This window comes from Parabacteroides sp. AF19-14 (assembly GCF_003635485.1).
Lineage (GTDB): Bacteria > Bacteroidota > Bacteroidia > Bacteroidales > Tannerellaceae > Parabacteroides > Parabacteroides distasonis.
In genome coordinates this window covers 145,816-161,633 of record NZ_QTMJ01000006.1, presented here as the reverse complement: position 1 = coordinate 161,633, position 15,818 = coordinate 145,816, and the positions used below count along the sequence as shown (strand labels likewise).

Here is a 15,818-nt window from a genome sequence, read left to right as displayed (position 1 = left end):
CAGATTATGATACTCTTTTGGTTGATTATGACACTATTTAGGAATCAATGATTTATGCCTCTTTTGTGCGGTATTCTTTAGGAGTCATGTTATATTTACGGGCAAACTCCCTATAGAAGTATGATTTGTTAGAAATCCCTACATTATAAATAATTTCCTGAACGCTCATGTTGGTATTTACGAGTAATTGCGCTGCATAGTTTAACCTATAATCCTTTATAAAATCACTCGGCGTCATGGTAGATATTTTCTTGAAACGGCGATATAAGATGCGGGTGTTTATATTCAGTGCGTCCGCTACCAGCTCGGGACCGAGTCCTTCCTTGCTGACATTTTCTTTGATGATAGCGGTTACGGCGTCAAGGAATTCCTTGTCTTCTTGATGTAATAATTGCCCTTCCGTATATTGATAAGCACTTTCCGGAGAATAGAAATACTCTTTTAATTCTCTTTGATTTGTCATCAATCGGTTCACGACGGATAGGAGAACTGTTGGCGAGAAAGGCTTGGTTAGATAGGCATCCGCTCCTATATTAAGTCCTGCCGCTTGCTCTTGGTCTGATATTTTGGCAGATACGATAATAAGCGGGATATGACGGGTATATCTATTTTCCTTGATAAGAGAGATCAATTCCAATCCGTCGATATTAGGCATCATGATATCGGTGATGATAAGGGAGGGAGTGTATTGCTTGAGGAATTCCAGAGCCTCCTCCGCATTATAAGCTTCCTGAACCTGATATTCGGAAGAGAGGGTTTCCGTGATTAGCCAGACGATGTCTTTATGATCGTCGATAACGAGTATCATCGGTTTATCTTCCGTCTCTTTTTGTGCCGTATGTGAGATTTGCGGCTTTTGTATATCCGTGTTTGGGGAAGGAAGCGATACGGGAATATCTTCGTCTATCGTGTCGTCTGAGCTCTCCTCTACGATGCCAAAAGGTAAGGTAACTGTAAATTCAGCATATTGGCCGACCTCACTCTCTATGTCGATTTTACCACCTAAGGATTGTACGAGGCTGTGGCAGATAAATAAGCCGAGGCCATTCCGTGCCGTATTTTGCCTGTTATCGTCGTTATCCATCGTGCCAAGGATACGATATCGGTCGAAAATATTTTGCATGTCTGCCTCCTCGATTCCTTTGCCGGTGTTGTAAACTTTAAGGACGAGGAAGTTCTCCTCCTCATGTAAGGAGATACGAACCGTGCCCCCGTCTTCCGTATACTTAAATGCGTTGGAAATCAGATTTGCTAGGATCTTCTTGAAATAGACGGAATCCGTATTCCAATAAAGCTCTTTGGGAGCATCGATCTTGAATTGGATTTGGTGTTGCTCGGATAGTGGGTAAAACCATTCGAATTGAGTTCGCAAAAGAGAGGATACGGATACTCTTCGGATGTGCGTATGACTGAATCCAGCGTCTTCCGCTTTCCGGAAATCAAGGATTTCTTGGATAAGCCCGTTCAGTTCCTCTACATTTTCCCGGAGGACTGAAGTGTATTTTTCTAATGTCTTGTCTTTTGAGGTGGCGGCATAGGCTTGGATATAATTCTCCACGCCATTGATCAAGGTAAGCGGGGTGCATAGCTCATGCGTAATGTGGGTAAAGAAATTCAGCTTGGACTCGTATAGCTTCTCTTTTTGCTCCTCCTTGATCTTGTCTGCGATCTGCTTCTGTTTCTTTAGTATTTGGTGATGGATACGATAGGTGGCGATGATGAGCAAAACCGTACCGATAAAAAGATACGTGAAAATGGCTAACGAGCTTAGATAAATAGGAGGTAATACCTTGATAGGTAGAGTGTATTCTTTTGCTGACGAATCAATGACATCGTTGCGATAACGGACTTTCAGCAAATATTCCCCGTACGGTAGGTTCCTGAAAGTTACCTTGTTTGTCTTTTGCAATTTTTCCCAAGAGGAATTATAGTTGACCAACTGATACGAATACTCGTAATTCTCCCCGTTGATGTAATCCGGAGCGACGAACGCAATCGTTAACGATTGCACATCAGCCGGAACCGTTACACCGTTCCGGCTGATGTCCTTATATAATGGAAGGATTTGTTTATCCATTTGCAACTCGAAGAAACTTAATTCGGGTTGATAGGTATGCTCCGGCTCCGTTTGTTTATTTACCCAGACTAATCCGTTGATGCCTCCAAAGAATAAACGCTCGGAGTATGGGCATTTCCAATAAGCGTCATCAGAGAATTCCGTGACGCTAAAGTAAGGCTGATGATAATTATGGAAAAAGTTGTTCCGGGGATTATATTTGGTGAGACCTTTATTGGTACTAAGCCAGATACAGCTATCGTTCCCCTCATGGATACCATGGATCATGTCGTTTACGATCCCGTCGCTTTTATCGAATTGGCGTAAACGCATCTTTCCCCCTCTGAATTTAATCCGGGTGAGACCGGAGCTGGCGCCTGCATAAAACGTGGAATCTTCGGTCTGGCATACGGAAAGCACATCTCCAATGGCCGGGTTTCTTAAATTGTTGGTTTGCAGGAATTCATATCCTTGATTGAAAATATTGAAACGAATGACTCCGTAACCGCCACGGCTCCCGAGGAACAGGGTAGAGTCGTTGTCATATACCATCGATTGGATTTCTTTACAGATGTTCTTTCCGTTTTTTAACGGGAAGGTTTGTACCTTCCCGATTGTAGGTACGGCTTTATCTATATGTAAGGTAACCTTTTGCAATCCGTTACCCGTTGTCGCTAGCCATAATGTGGAATCATCTACCTCGCAAATAGAGTGGACATAGCGTAGAGGGGTGGTGTCTTCTCGTTGCGGTATCGTTTTTATTCGTTTCTCTTTATACGAATAATAGGTCAGTCCCGGGCCTTCCGTGCCAATCCAGATACATGGATGGTACTCGCTTTTTTGGAAGCAATACACACGGTTGCTGGATAGGCCGTCGGCGGTGGTAAAATGCGTGATAGCGCTTTGTGGGATCATCTTTTTGTTATGGTAAGTGTCATACGCTTGTATCCGGACAATACCGTCTCCTTTTGTCCCGAGCCAAAGGGATTGATCATCGTCTGTATATAAAGAACGTATGGGGTTCTGTATATTAATCGGTAAATCCTTGAGTAAGATAGAGCCGAAAAGATCGGGTTTGTCATAAAACATCCGTATACCTTGCCCGTCTGTTCCCAACCAGAGAATCTCCTGCCTTTTATCGTTCATTAGGCAAAAGATACCGATGCCCATATTTATCGTGTTTTCCGGTTGGCTTAGGTCTAGAATATTGCCGTTACGGAAAACGATATACACATTGGATTGGAAGGTGCATATCTTGATGATGTTACCATATTGTTTTGTCATTTCAGGCAGATCGAACAGGAATTCTTTCCCCTTTCCGTCTACATGCTGTCGATATAATTTATTGTCGGTATCTACTATGAAAATATGATTATTCTCGTAAAATGCGGATAAGATCGGTTTATTATGGAATTGGCGTTCTTCCGATAGCAAATTAAAAGTAGTATCGGAGAAATCCGGAGTCAACTTTTTCAGTATGCCCGAGGCTAATAATAAATAAAAATGTCCGTCCGTCCCGGCGAATAAGGTACGTACGGTTTGAGGGCCTACTCCTTCTCTCGGCAGGTCCCGGAACCCATCGCTAGATGGGGTGTAGCAAGAGATTCTGTTTTCCTTACAAATAGCGAGCGTGATGCCGGATGAATCGGAGGCCAATAGATCGCATTCCATGTATCCGGGGAAAGACTCGGTGACTTTCCGTTCTTTTAGTGAGAATTTATTGATACCTAAAGAGGTTGATATCCATAAAAAGCCGGGTTCTGCGTCGGATATTTTGTGAATGATATTACTACAAAGAGAGTTTTTGTTATTTAATTCGAAACGATATACATACGTATCTTTTCCGTTGTATAAGTTAAGTCCGTCGTAAGTCCCGATCCACAAATAGCCATCCGGATCTTGATGCATGCAAATAATGGCATTGTTCGACAAATTAATCATATTTGCCTTATGCAAAGATTTAGACGCGAGTGAGATAGGAGATGCGATTAAAGATAGTATTCCTATAAATAAAACGGTAAACAGGATATTTCTCATGTGTTTGATCCAGATTAACTTTTACGTTCTGTAGGCAAAGATAGTGAATAAAATGGAGACTTCGTGCAAAGCATCGCATTACTATCCCGTTTCTTCTTGTATATTTTTAATACCTATTTATAGGGATTTTAGAGGGGTGTCGCAAATGTTACAGGAACATGAGGATAAAAGTTTTACCTTTGCGGCGGTAAAAATGTGGTATTAGATAAGATTGTTTATGAAATTTGAGAATGAGTGCTGGGATCACTTTAAGGGTGAGACCTGGAAAAGAGAGATCAATGTAAGAGATTTTATCCAGAGTAACTATACGCCTTATGAAGGGGATGATTCCTTTTTAGTCGCTTCTTCCGAGAAGACCCGTAAGGTCTGGAACAAGCTGACCGAGATGTTTAAGGTCGAGAGGGAAAAGGGAGTTTATGACGCCGAGACAAAATTACCTCAAGGGATCGATGTATATGGCCCGGGCTATATTGATAAGGAGAATGAGGTTATCGTTGGGTTACAAACCGATGCTCCGCTGAAACGTGGTATCTTCCCGAAGGGCGGTATCCGTATGGTCGAGAATAGCTTGGAAGCTTATGGTTATCATTTGGACCCGATGACGAAAGAGATCTTCACGAAGTACCGTAAAACTCATAACGAGGGCGTTTTCTCCGCATATACGGAAGAGATGATTGCCGCACGTCGTTCGGCTATTATCACCGGTCTGCCCGATGCGTATGGCAGAGGACGTATTATCGGTGACTATCGTCGTGTCGCTCTGTATGGTACGGCAATCTTGATCGAGGAGAAAAAGCGTTTCTTGAATCGTTTGGATATCCAAGAGATCACGGAAGAGATCATCCAGAGCCGTGAGGAGATTTCTGAACAGATCAAGGCTTTGAAAGCGTTCGAGAAAATGTGCGCTAGCTATGGCTTTGATGTGACTCGTCCGGCACAAAACGCTCGTGAGGCAGTTCAGTTTGTGTACTTAGCTTATCTGGCGGCGGTAAAAGACCAAGATGGCGCGGCGATGTCTATCGGACGTACTTCTACGTTTTTGGATATTTATATCGAGAAAGACATCCGTGAGGGTAAGTTGACCGAAGAGGAGGCGCAAGAATTGGTAGACCAGCTGATCATCAAGTTGCGTATCGTTCGTTTCTTACGTACGCCGGAATACAATGATTTGTTCTCCGGTGATCCGGTTTGGGTAACAGAGTCCTTGGGCGGCCAAGGAGTGGATGGCCGTTCTTTGGTAACAAGAACTTCCTATCGTTATCTCCATACATTATATAATCTAGGTCCGGCACCAGAACCCAATTTGACAGTTCTGTGGTTTAAGAACGCTCCCGAGAACTGGAAACGCTTCTGTGCCAAGGTCTCTATCGATACATCGGCTATCCAATATGAGAACGACGATTTGATGCGTCCGGATTATGGAGATGATTATGGTATCGCTTGTTGCGTTTCTCCTATGAAGATCGGTAAGCAGATGCAGTTCTTCGGAGCCCGTGCGAATTTGGCGAAATGTTTATTATATGCGATCAACGGAGGACGGGATGAGCGCAGCGGCGTACAGGTAGCCCCGATGTTCGAGCCGGTTCGCGGCGAGTATCTGGAATACGATGAGGTGATGGCTAAGTATGAGCAAATGATGCGCTGGTTGGCGAAAGTGTATGTGAACGCCTTGAAGATAATCCATTATATGCATGATAAATACGCATATGAGGCATTCGAGATGTCGCTTCACGATGGAGATGTAGAGCGTATCCGTGCGACAGGTATCGCCGGTCTTTCTATCGTTGCCGATTCGTTGGCTGCTATCCGTGATACGAAAGTACGTGTGATCCGTGACGAGCGTGGCTTGGCGGTTGATTTCGAACGTGAGGGAGAATATGTTCCTTTCGGTAATAACGACGATCGTACGGATAGTATCGCTGTAGAGATCACCGAGAAGTTCATGGAATATTTGCGTCAGCACGAGACCTATCGCCATGCGAAACCTACGCAGTCCATCCTTACGATCACCTCTAATGTGGTATATGGTAAGAAGACTGGTACGACACCGGATGGCCGTATCGGTGGAACTCCTTTCGCTCCGGGTGCGAACCCTATGAACGGTCGTGATACGAAAGGTGCTATCGCTGCGCTAGCTTCGGTAGCGAAGCTTCCATTCCAGCATGCGCACGACGGTATCTCTTATACTTTCGCTGTTTCTCCGGCTACGTTGGGAAAGGAGCGTGAAGTGCAGATCAATAATCTGGTTAGCTTATTGGATGGCTATTTTACTCCGGATGGAGGTCAGCATCTGAATGTTAACGTATTTGATAAGGATTTGTTGATCGACGCTATGGAACATCCTGAGAAATATCCGCAACTTACGATCCGTGTATCCGGATATGCGGTAAACTTCGTGAAACTGACTCGTGAACAACAGTTGGATGTTATTTCAAGAACCATTAACCATTCACTGTAAGTGATAAAAGGTAAGATACATTCATTAGAGAGTTTCGGGACCGTAGATGGTCCCGGAATTCGCTTTGTCGTTTTTATGCAGGGCTGCCCGTTGCGTTGCCTGTATTGCCATAACCCGGATACTTGGAACCCGAAAGGGAAGGTGAAATATCAGATGACTCCCGGCGAGCTATTGACGGAAGTCTTACGGTATAAGAGTTTTATCGCCCGTGGGGGGGTGACTGTTACCGGTGGGGAACCTTTATTGCAACCTGAGTTTCTGAAAGAGTTTTTCCGTTTGTGCCAAGAGCAAGGTCTTCACACAGCTTTGGACACATCTGGTTTCGTATGTACCTCAAAAGCTTGGGAAGTCTTGGATTATGCGGACTTAGTGTTATTGGACATCAAAACCTTAAACCCGGATTTACATCCGTTACTGGCGGGTGTCAAGCAGGATAATACGCTTCTGTTCTTGGATGAATTGGAGAGACGTGGCATAGATACTTGGATTCGCCATGTTATTGTCCCCGGATATACGGATAATGACGAGTGGCTGGAGGCGTTAGCTCGGTATGTCAGTTCATATAAAGTGGTTCGCAAAGTGGAATTATTGCCTTATCATACGATGGGAACCTATAAATATGAGCAATTAGGCCTCGATTATCCGTTAAAGGGGGTGGAACCCTTATCAAAAGAACGTTTAGATAATGCGAAAGCGATATTCTCTCGCTACAAACCAGAAAATAACAAGGCCTGATCTCTCGATCAAGCCTTGCGATTATGCAACAGCTAATCAGGGAAAACAATCTAATCCGATTAGCTTTTAAACGATAGTAATAATTTTTTGCCTAGACTAACCTTGACTATTTAATATGTGTTTGTTTTGTTATATGCAACAAATATCTATTTTTGTAAGGAGATAAAAAATGATATAGATCAGAAAATGATGAATAGTATGAAGACACCACAAGAAATAGCCGAAATGATATCCAAACGTTTTTATCCATTACCCGATGCGGATTTGGATTCTCTGGCCTCGATCATAGAATCAAGTAAGGCTGCGAAAGGAAAATTATTGTTGGATAACGGACAAATATCTAAATATTTATATTATGTGGAATCGGGATTATTACGCCAGTTTTACTATAAGAATAAACGTGATATTACCGAGCATTTCTCCTGTGAGGGAAATATCGTTATTTGTATAGCCAGCACATTCCAAAGAGAACCGACGCGTTTATTAATCGAGGCATTGGAACCGACGGTTTATCACCGGATCTCTTTTTCGGAATTTAGCGATTTATTGAAAACATCTTTAGCTATTAATAGATTGTACCAGAAAATACTGGAGTGGGCTTTGATGCTTTCGCAAGAGAAAGCGGACTCTTGGCGTTTTGAGTCGGCAAGAAAACGTTATCTGCGTTTTCAACAGGAATATCCGGAAGCAGCGAAACGTGCTTCTGTCAATCATATCGCCTCGTATTTATTGATGACACCCGAATCTTTGAGCCGGGTGCGGGCGGGAGTGTTGTAGCCTCTACCTACATTCAGGTATTATTGAGGCGAAAATAGCAATTTGTGGTGATTTCACGGTTCTAGTAATCCATCTATATTTGCGTCAGTTTAAAAAACGTAGAAGCAATGAAAATAGAAAAGATTACAGGACGTGAGATCCTAGATTCAAGAGGTAACCCGACAGTAGAGGTTGATATTTTACTAGAGTCCGGCGTTATGGGCCGTGCGTCTGTGCCTTCCGGTGCGTCCACCGGCGAGAACGAGGCTTTGGAGTTGCGTGATGGCGACAAGAAGCGTTATGGTGGTAAAGGCGTATTGAAAGCGGTTGAGAATATCAATACGATTATCGCTCCGGCATTGAAGGGGATGTCTGCCTTGGATCAGATAGGTATCGATCATGCGATGTTGGCTTTAGACGGTACGAAAACTAAATCGAAACTAGGTGCGAACGCTATCCTTGGCGTTTCTTTAGCTGTAGCGAAAGCTGCCGCAAATTATTTGGATATTCCTTTATATAGATATATTGGTGGAACGAATACCTACGTGATGCCTGTTCCGATGATGAATATTATCAATGGCGGTTCGCATAGCGACGCTCCGATCGCTTTCCAAGAGTTTATGATTCGTCCGGTAGGTGCTGCTTCTTTCAAGGAAGGCTTACGTATGGGCGCTGAGGTATTCCATGCGTTGAAAAAGGTATTGCACGATCGTGGGTTAAGTACCGCTGTTGGTGATGAGGGTGGTTTCGCCCCGAATTTGGAAGGTACGGAAGATGCCTTGAACTCAATTATCGCCGCTATCAAGGCGGCTGGTTATGAACCGGGCAAGGATGTGATGATCGGTATGGATTGCGCTTCTTCTGAGTTTTATAAGGATGGAATCTACGATTACACGAAGTTTGAAGGAGAAAAAGGCGTGAAACGTACTTCCGACGAACAGGTGGATTATCTGGAAAAGCTGATCAACGAATACCCGATCGATTCCATCGAGGATGGTATGAGTGAGAATGATTGGGCTGGTTGGAAGAAACTGACAGATCGTATCGGTAACCATTGCCAATTAGTCGGAGATGATTTGTTCGTGACAAATGTAGAGTTCCTTTCAAGGGGTATTAAAGAAGGTTGTGGTAACTCAATCTTGATCAAGGTAAATCAGATCGGTTCCTTGACGGAGACACTGAACGCTATCGAGATGGCTCACCGTCATGGATACACGACCGTTACTTCACACCGTTCCGGTGAGACGGAAGACGCTACGATCGCCGATATCGCTGTCGCTACCAATAGCGGACAGATCAAGACGGGATCATTAAGCCGTTCGGACCGTATGGCTAAATATAACCAGCTGCTTCGTATCGAGGAGGAATTGGGAGACCGTGCCGTATACGGATACAAAAGAATCAATTAAGTATATAAAGTAAATTATAATCGCTAATTATGTAGTAAGCCAAAACCCAAGATATTGAAGGGCTTCTCCGTGAGGAGAGGCCCTTTTTATTGATTGATAAAGTGTTATCTATAACCTCATAAAATATATCGATTGGAAAAATTGTTTTAATGAAGAAATATGTTATATTTTTGTATCGGAAATAAAAACAAATAGTATTCATTTAAAAATAGAAACAAGTATGGAACCGATTATTAATTCTCAACTTCCGGAGTTTAAAGTACAAGCTTTTCAAAATGGTAATTTCAAGACCGTAACCAACGAGGACGTCTTGGGTAAGTGGGCTATCTTTTTCTTCTACCCGGCCGATTTTACATTTGTTTGTCCAACAGAGTTGGTCGATATGGCTGAGAAGTATGAGCAGTTTAAATCAATGGAAGTAGAAATTTACTCTGTAAGTACAGACTCTCATTTTGTACATAAAGCTTGGCATGACGCTTCCGAGACTATCCGTAAGATCCAATATCCGATGTTGGCGGATCCCACTGGAGCACTGAGTCGTGCGTTTGGTGTGATGATTGAGGAAGAGGGTATGGCATACCGTGGCACTTTCTTGGTAAATCCGGAAGGAAAGATCAAAGTGGCCGAGATTCATGATAACAATATCGGTCGTGACGCTTCCGAGTTACTTCGTAAAGTTGAAGCCGCTCAGTTTGTCGCTTCACATGATGGTGAGGTTTGTCCCGCTAAATGGAAGAAAGGGGAGGCTACCTTGAAACCTAGCATTGACTTGGTAGGGAAAATCTAAATAATTAAGAGTATAGATCGTGTTAGAATCAACATTAAAAGAACAATTAAAAGGTATATTCGCAGGGTTAAATGCGAATTATACCTTTGATATATCGATCTCTCCTGCGCATGAAAGTAGACAGGAATTGTTGGATTTATTAGGTGATGTTGCCTCTTGTTTGGATAAAATATCTATGCAAGTATCTGATGGGGAGGGATTGGAATTCATTTTATTAAAGGATGGAGCGAAAACGGGGATTAAGTTTCGTGGAGTACCTAATGGACACGAGTTTACTTCCTTGCTGTTGGCGATCTTGAATTCAGATGGGAAAGGCAAGAATTTTCCGGACGAGAGCATTTGTAATCGTGTTAAAGCCTTGAATGGCCCGATACATCTGACGACCTATGTCTCTTTGACTTGTACGAATTGCCCGGATGTGGTACAGGCATTAAACGCTATGACGACTTTAAATCCTCAGATCCATCATGAGATGGTAGATGGGGCTATCAATCAGGCGGAAGTTGATGCCTTGAAGATACAAGGCGTCCCCTCTGTCTTTGCGGATGGAAAACTGATCCATGTAGGACGTGGGGAATTCGGTGAATTGTTATCGAAGCTGGAAGCTCAGTATGGAATCAATGAGAGCCTGACGGAGAAGACGGTAAAACGATATGACGTGGTTGTGGTCGGTGGGGGTCCGGCTGGTGCTTCTGCCGCTATTTATTCCGCACGAAAGGGGCTGAGTGTCGCTGTCGTGGCGGAGCGTATCGGCGGGCAGGTGAAGGAGACGGTAGGAATTGAGAATCTGATTTCAGTTCCGGAGACAACAGGTACCCAGTTGGCTGACAATCTGCGCTTGCATATGCGGCAATATCCGATTGACCTGCTGGAGCATCGTCGTATAGAGAAGGTAACGATAGAAGGAAACGAGAAGGTTTTATCTACGGCTGGAGGTGAGATATTCAAGGCTCCGGCGGTTATTGTCGCTACGGGCGCTAGCTGGCGTAAATTGAATGTACCGGGTGAGGCAGAGTATATAGGGCGTGGAGTGGCTTTTTGTCCTCATTGCGACGGTCCGTTTTATAAGGGAAAACATGTTGCCGTGGTTGGCGGTGGAAATTCCGGTATCGAGGCGGCTATTGATTTGGCGGGGATCTGTTCGAAAGTAACCGTTTTGGAGTTTATGGATGAGTTAAAAGCGGATCAAGTCTTGCAAGAGAAAGCGAAGAGTTTGCCGAATGTCGAGATCTTTGTTAGTTCACAAACAACCGAGGTGGTTGGAAATGGCGACAAGGTAACCGGTATCCGTACAAAGGATCGTAAGACAGGGGAAGAGCGTGTTATTCATTTAGACGGTATTTTTGTTCAAATCGGCTTAGCCGCTAATAGTGGTGTCTTTAAGGAGATTGTCGAAACAAATCGTCCCGGTGAGATCGTGATTGACGCACATTGCCGGACGAATGTCCCGGGTATTTATGCAGCGGGCGACGTTTCCACCGTACCCTTTAAGCAAATCATTATTTCTATGGGAGAAGGCGCCAAAGCGGCCCTTTCGGCCTTTGAAGATCGGGTACGTGGTGTACTCGGTTGATGAAATACCTACAAATAGGTAATTTTTGAACAGCGTATCTCTTTTATCGGTTATATTACTATATTTGCGATCGAGAGAAAAGAGATGGATAGATTAAGAAAATATCTGAGGATATTACTCCCTGCGCTGTTCATAGCCTATTTGGGATGTATTATTGCGTTTACCCACGTTCATATTGTCAACGGGGTAACGATCGTCCATTCTCACCCGTATCATAAAACGGACGATGGTCGTCCGGACCATGAACATGGCTACGCCGAGTTTCAGTTGCTTCATCAGTTATCTGTCTTGCAGATAACAGGTGCGGCTTTCGTCGCTATTCTGCTGGCGGCTTTTTATTCCTTTATCCGTAACTTATCTTTCGCTCCGGTCTATCCGGACTATATCGTTCCCTTCCGGGGAAGACGTACGCTTCGGGCTCCTCCCATATTCTGATATTGTGAGATTAATAACATTGTATTACTTATCAGAATAAATTAAAATGAATAAATTTTTCATCTTTATACTATGCCTGTGCTGTGCCCTAACGGTAGCTCAGGCCACGGGAGAGGACCGTCTAAACGACTCAGACGCAAATGTTTTCGGACATGTATTGGATAAGAAAACAGGGGAACATCTTCCCTTTATCAACGTATTGTTAAAAGGTACCACGATCGGTACGACCACCGATAACTCGGGACATTATTTCCTGAAGAATCTGCCGGAAGGTAAATTTACGCTAGAATATAAAGCGCTCGGGTATAAGACTATCTCTAAAGAAGTGACCCTAAAGAAAGGAAAAACCTTAGAGATTAATGTAGAACTGGAAGAAGACCAGATCGCCTTGGATGGCGTGGTGGTATCTGCGAATCGTGCGGAAACTTCCCGCCGGTTGGCTCCCACATTAGTGAATGTATTGGATGCGAAGGTTTTTACTACGACCAATGCGGTGAATTTGGCACAGGGACTAAATTTCCAACCGGGTGTACGGGTAGAGACGAATTGCCAGAATTGCGGTTTCCAGCAAGTCCGGATCAATGGATTAGACGGACCTTATACCCAAATACTGATTGATTCACGTCCCATATTCAGCGCTTTATCCGGCGTATATGGGCTTGAGCAAATACCGGCGAATATGATCGAGCGGGTAGAGGTGATGCGAGGAGGGGGATCGGCACTGTTCGGCTCGTCCGCTATCGCCGGGACAATTAATATCATCACGAAGGAGCCCTTGAGAAATTCCGGGGAATTGTCGCATATGTTAACCTCGATCGGTGGGACATCCGCTTTCGATAATAATACGACCCTAAATGCCTCTTTGGTATCGGAAAATGGGAAAGCGGGCTTATATCTTTTTGGCCAGAACCGTCATCGTTCCGGTTTTGATCAGGATGGAGATGGTTTTACGGAGTTGCCTAAATTGAAGAATCAAACGGTTGGTTTCCGTTCGTACCTGAAAACGAGTACTTATAGTAAATTGACATTCGAGTATCATCATATGAATGAATACCGCAGGGGAGGAAATCTGTTGGATCGTCCGCCTCATGAAGCGGATATCGCCGAACAGTTGGAGCATTCGATTGATGGAGGAGGTCTGAAATTCGATCTTTTCTCCAAGGATTACAAACATAAATGGAGTGTTTTCACTTCTGCCCAAAATACGGACCGGGATAGTTATTACGGGACGAACCAAGATCCGAACGCTTACGGCAAGACTACGGACCTGATGGTTATGGCCGGTACGCAATATGCTTATAGTTTTGATAAATTTTTGTTTATGCCATCGGATTTGACTGCCGGTTTGGAGTATAGTTTCGATCATTTGAAGGACGAGATGATCGGGTATAATCGCTTTACGAATCAGAAGGTGCATATCGAGAGCGCATTTTTGCAGAATGAGTGGAAAAATAAGCGATGGAGCTTCTTGATTGGCGGTCGTTTGGATAAACATAATATGATGGATCATGTAATATTCAGCCCTCGTGCGAATATCCGTTTTAACCCGACGGAAGATATCAATATCCGGGCTAGTTATTCCAGTGGTTTCCGTGCCCCGCAAGCGTTCGATGAGGATATGCATATCTCGGCGGTCGGCGGAGAGGTCGCTATGATCCAGCGTGCGAAAGATTTATCCGAGGAGAAATCGCAGAGCTTGAGTGCTTCGGTCGATTTTTACCATCGTTTTAAGAATGGTATCCAGTTGAACTTCTTGGTGGAAGGTTTTTACACCAGCTTAAGTGATGTGTTTGTCTTGGAAGATATTGGGAAAGATGAGCAAGGCAATCTGATTAAGGAACGTCGTAACGGTTCCGGGGCGAAAGTGATGGGATTAACCTTGGAAGGAAAGTCGGTGTTAACTTCATGGCTATCTTTGCAAGCGGGCGCTACTTTCCAGCGAAGCCGTTATAAAGAGGCCGAGAAATGGAGCGATGACGAGAATGTGCCAGCCGAGACAAAGATGTTCCGTACGCCGGATATCTATGGTTATTTTACGGCTACTCTCACGCCTTTCAAACGTTTCACGGCTTCCCTGTCGGGAACCTATACGGGAAGTATGTTGGTGCAGCATTTGGCGGGATATATACCTTTGGATAAGGCGGTGGAGACTCCGGATTTCTTTGATATGAATATCAAGCTTGCGTATGAGTTCCCGCTTTACAAAGAGCTGAAACTAGAAGTAAATGGGGGCGTGCAGAATCTGTTCAACGCTTACCAATCCGACTTTGACCAAGGTAAGAACCGGGATTCCTCCTATATCTATGGCCCGGCTAGCCCGAGAAGTTATTTTGCCGGTGTAAAGATGAGCTTTTAATCATGTAATGCCCTTTGAAAAAACATGTACGTGTTTCGTGAAAAACACGTACGTGTTTCCGAAAAAAGACGTACGTGTTTTTTTGAAGGCAAAATAAATAAAAAGACAGTGTTCCCAAGCGTATGATCGCCCTACGGAAACACTGTCTTTTTTATGGGATAAATCGGGATGTTTTATTTAACGAACGGAGCGGCTTGCAAATAGGCGGCGCTCTTCTCTACGCCCTCGAACTGGGTACGGCCTTTTTTGTCACCTTCCAGTTCCACGTAGTAGCCGAGGATACCGATCTCGTACGCTTTTTTGAATATATTCGGGAAATTCATCATACCGGAATCACCGATGATCCAACGATCCTTGATGTGCAATAACTTAAAACGATTCGGATAATTCTCCATCCATTCCACGGGATCTTGCTGCCCCATAACGGCCCAATATACATCCAACTCGAACATAACCTTATCCGGATCGGTATTTTTTAGGAATAACTCCTCGATATAAGTACCTTTAGGAGGTGCCCACGGATTCGGGTTCTGTTCCGGTTTCTCGCCGGCTTTCAATACCCGTTTGAACTCATTGCTATGATTATGGTAACCCCATAGGATTCCGGCTTTCTTCGTGATCTCTCCGGCACGGTTGAAGATCTCCGATACTACTTTGGCGTCATCCTCGTTTTCGATACGGGGTAAACTCGGTTGTACCATACAACTAACACCTAGCTCGGCATGGATATCGGTTGCCTTTTTCCAGAACTCGTCGAATTTGGGCATATTCTCTTTCGTGTACTCACGAACGGAAGGGGTAAGATGTGAGCTACTGATTCTCAAACCGGCATCATCCACCATTTTCTTATAATCCTTGGAGGCGATGAATGTCGTATTTTTAGGATTATAATCACCGAATTTACCTGTGTCTTCCCTATATCCGAAAATCTCCAGATCGGTATATCCCGCTTTTGCCAATCGGTTCAATCCGTTAGGCATATCTTGCAGTAACTCCTGTCCGAGCGAATAGGTTTGCAACCCCATCTTTTTCCCGGCGGTTGCCGAGGATATCGCATCCGTGGCGGGTATGGATCTGGTGGGATTTGAAGCCATTACTTTTTGGCTGGCTATGCCCCCTAAAGTAAGTAATGAAATGTTTCTCAAAAATGTTCTTCTGTCTGTCATGGTGATAAAGAATTAAAATTAAACATCTGTTTCTCGCAAATATAGTTAAC

The 15,818-nt window shown here is 44.0% G+C and carries 10 protein-coding genes; 8 read left to right on the top strand and 2 right to left on the bottom strand.

The annotated features are described in order from the left end of the window. Positions 1–52: 52 nt before the first annotated feature. Complete coding sequence (locus DWX33_RS08385; protein WP_122380194.1) at positions 53–4,093, bottom strand: response regulator; 4,041 nt, start codon at positions 4,091–4,093, stop codon at positions 53–55. 217 nt (positions 4,094–4,310) lie between these two features. On the opposite strand from DWX33_RS08385, the gene pflB reads away from it, so the two are divergent. The 8 genes from pflB (at position 4,311) to DWX33_RS08345 (ending at position 14,602) form a co-directional block, all read left to right on the top strand. Further along, positions 4,311–6,551 (top strand): formate C-acetyltransferase, encoded by a 2,241-nt coding sequence (gene pflB, locus DWX33_RS08380; RefSeq protein WP_008772883.1) that lies wholly within the window; start codon positions 4,311–4,313, stop codon positions 6,549–6,551. Continuing rightward, positions 6,552–7,286, top strand: a complete 735-nt coding sequence (pflA, locus tag DWX33_RS08375) for a pyruvate formate-lyase-activating protein (RefSeq protein WP_005867396.1) — start codon at positions 6,552–6,554, stop codon at positions 7,284–7,286. A 186-nt stretch (positions 7,287–7,472) separates the two neighbouring features. After that, entirely contained in the window at positions 7,473–8,063 is a 591-nt protein-coding gene (locus tag DWX33_RS08370) for a Crp/Fnr family transcriptional regulator (protein ID WP_122143878.1), read from the top strand. Positions 8,064–8,170: 107 nt separating this feature from the next. Continuing rightward, positions 8,171–9,451: a phosphopyruvate hydratase gene (gene eno / locus DWX33_RS08365; RefSeq protein ID WP_005867398.1), complete on the top strand. Its 1,281-nt coding sequence runs from the start codon at positions 8,171–8,173 to the stop codon at positions 9,449–9,451. Between the two features lie 220 nt (positions 9,452–9,671). Then, on the top strand, positions 9,672–10,238 hold the full coding sequence (ahpC, locus tag DWX33_RS08360) for an alkyl hydroperoxide reductase subunit C (protein ID WP_122380193.1): 567 nt from the start codon (positions 9,672–9,674) through the stop codon (positions 10,236–10,238). A 19-nt stretch (positions 10,239–10,257) separates the two neighbouring features. Further along, the gene (ahpF, locus tag DWX33_RS08355; RefSeq protein WP_122380192.1) at positions 10,258–11,811 is read left to right on the top strand and encodes an alkyl hydroperoxide reductase subunit F; all 1,554 of its coding nucleotides are present in this window, start codon (positions 10,258–10,260) and stop codon (positions 11,809–11,811) included. An 84-nt stretch (positions 11,812–11,895) separates the two neighbouring features. Next, positions 11,896–12,246, top strand: a complete 351-nt coding sequence (locus tag DWX33_RS08350; protein ID WP_005867403.1) for a hypothetical protein — start codon at positions 11,896–11,898, stop codon at positions 12,244–12,246. Between the two features lie 46 nt (positions 12,247–12,292). Further along, positions 12,293–14,602: a TonB-dependent receptor gene (locus tag DWX33_RS08345; protein WP_122380191.1), complete on the top strand. Its 2,310-nt coding sequence runs from the start codon at positions 12,293–12,295 to the stop codon at positions 14,600–14,602. A gap of 173 nt (positions 14,603–14,775) precedes the next feature. Here the strand turns inward: DWX33_RS08345 and DWX33_RS08340 are convergent, their stop codons facing one another. Continuing rightward, on the bottom strand, positions 14,776–15,768 hold the full coding sequence (locus DWX33_RS08340) for a sugar phosphate isomerase/epimerase (protein ID WP_122380190.1): 993 nt from the start codon (positions 15,766–15,768) through the stop codon (positions 14,776–14,778). Positions 15,769–15,818 lie beyond the last annotated feature (50 nt).

What these genes read in the sequence shown, in the direction of transcription:
- DWX33_RS08385 (WP_122380194.1), bottom strand. Translation starts at nt 4,093, where the DNA reads ATGAGAAATATCCTGTTTACCGTTTTATTTATAGGAATACTATCTTTA.
- pflB (WP_008772883.1), top strand. Translation starts at nt 4,311, where the DNA reads ATGAAATTTGAGAATGAGTGCTGGGATCACTTTAAGGGTGAGACCTGG.
- DWX33_RS08370 (WP_122143878.1), top strand. Translation starts at nt 7,473, where the DNA reads ATGATGAATAGTATGAAGACACCACAAGAAATAGCCGAAATGATATCC.
- eno (WP_005867398.1), top strand. Translation starts at nt 8,171, where the DNA reads ATGAAAATAGAAAAGATTACAGGACGTGAGATCCTAGATTCAAGAGGT.
- ahpC (WP_122380193.1), top strand. Translation starts at nt 9,672, where the DNA reads ATGGAACCGATTATTAATTCTCAACTTCCGGAGTTTAAAGTACAAGCT.
- DWX33_RS08350 (WP_005867403.1), top strand. Translation starts at nt 11,896, where the DNA reads ATGGATAGATTAAGAAAATATCTGAGGATATTACTCCCTGCGCTGTTC.
- DWX33_RS08345 (WP_122380191.1), top strand. Translation starts at nt 12,293, where the DNA reads ATGAATAAATTTTTCATCTTTATACTATGCCTGTGCTGTGCCCTAACG.
- DWX33_RS08340 (WP_122380190.1), bottom strand. Translation starts at nt 15,768, where the DNA reads ATGACAGACAGAAGAACATTTTTGAGAAACATTTCATTACTTACTTTA.